Here is a 1,348-nt window from a genome sequence, read left to right as displayed (position 1 = left end):
GCTGGATCGGATCTTTGCGCCGGTGGAGGCGGAGGATGCGTAAGGTTAAATACGCCGCTTGTGTAAGGCAAATTACGCCGCAGCGCCTCCTCTGGTGCCATAGATATGCCCAGAATTGCAGGATTTGTCCCGGGCATCGTGAAGAGACCTTGTTTGACGTCTCACCAGGTAAGGCGTATTTATATTTACGAATCAATTTGGATGATGGTCATGGCGAAGCAAAAGCCAGCACGACGCGACCCAAAGGCCGAGGCCTTGGCCCGCGACGGCGCACTCAACCCCCACCCCGAGGCCGTGCGCGACACGCTGTTTGCCGGCAATCCCTTCTTCGATGCCAGGGACCTTGTGCAGGTCCGCTACGAGATGATACGCCGCCATCAGGCCGATCGCGTGCCGATCAGCGACGTCGCCAGCGCCTTCGGGGTCTCGCGGCCAACCTTCTACAAAGCTCAGAGCGCCTTGGCCGACCAGGGCCTCGCCGGGCTGGTGCCCCGGCAGCGGGGCCCAAAGGGCGGACACAAGATCTCTGCCGAGATCCTCGCCTACATCGACCAACTCAGGACGGCGAGGCCCGACCTCACCGTGCCGCAACGTGTAGACGCTATCGCCACACGCTTTGGCGTCAGGGTGCACCGGCGAAGTCTGGAGCGGGCCATGGCGCCCAAAAAAAAACCACTCGATCTGCCTTAACCGTCCGCGCGACCAGCCTCGTCGGCACATACGAACAACTGCGCGCCGCGGTGCTCAGCGCCCGGCTGATCACCGGATCAGGACTGGTAACCCTGCGCCGTCAAGGCATGGTCGCCTGGATCAAGGCCGCAACGACAACACCCAACTTTACGCCGCCTTGCCCGGTACATCGCCCACCGCCGGCACGCGCGATCGCCACCAGCGAGCTCACCCTCATCCTTGCCAGCCTTGTTGTCACGCTAACCGCGGAGCCAGCACATGCCTGCCCTCAAAGTCACCGCCGATCGCCTTCGGCGCGACGCCTGCCTCTACATCCGTCAGTCTACGCTGCGACAGGTCGCCGAGAACGGCGAGAGCACTCAGCGACAGTATGGGCTGCGGGATCGCGCCATTGCCGCCGGTTGGCCGGTCGAACGCGTCCACGTGATCGACTGCGACCTGGGCAAATCGGGATCCAGCGCCGTTGCCCGCGACGGCTTCCAGGAATTGGTCAGCGAAGTAGCCCTCGCCAAGGCCGGCGTCGTCATGGGGCTGGAGGTCTCGCGCCTGGCCCGCAACTCCGCCGACTGGCACCGGCTGCTTGAGCTGTGCGCCCTGACCAGCACCCTCATCCTCGATGAGGATGGCGTCTACGACCCGGCCAGCTTCAACGACAGAC

2 protein-coding genes are annotated in these 1,348 nt (G+C 63.8%); both read left to right on the top strand.

The genetic code is table 11. The features are described 5' to 3' along the window. The first annotated feature begins 210 nt into the window (after window positions 1–210). Entirely contained in the window at window positions 211–690 is a 480-nt protein-coding gene (locus EN780_RS34310) for a helix-turn-helix domain-containing protein (protein ID WP_128276464.1), read from the top strand. 258 nt (window positions 691–948) lie between these two features. Further along, window positions 949–1,348 (top strand): recombinase family protein (locus tag EN780_RS34305; RefSeq protein ID WP_133372882.1); only part of this gene is annotated, 400 nt, incomplete at its 3' end.

Origin of the sequence: Mesorhizobium sp. M4B.F.Ca.ET.089.01.1.1, from assembly GCF_004022605.1 — a bacterium.
In the GTDB taxonomy this organism is placed as follows: domain Bacteria; phylum Pseudomonadota; class Alphaproteobacteria; order Rhizobiales; family Rhizobiaceae; genus Mesorhizobium; species Mesorhizobium abyssinicae.
This window is presented reverse-complemented; position numbering and strand designations above follow the sequence as displayed.

Bases quoted from the DNA above. Each gene is read 5' to 3' on its own strand.
- EN780_RS34310 (WP_128276464.1), top strand. From the start codon at position 211: ATGGCGAAGCAAAAGCCAGCACGACGCGACCCAAAGGCCGAGGCCTTG.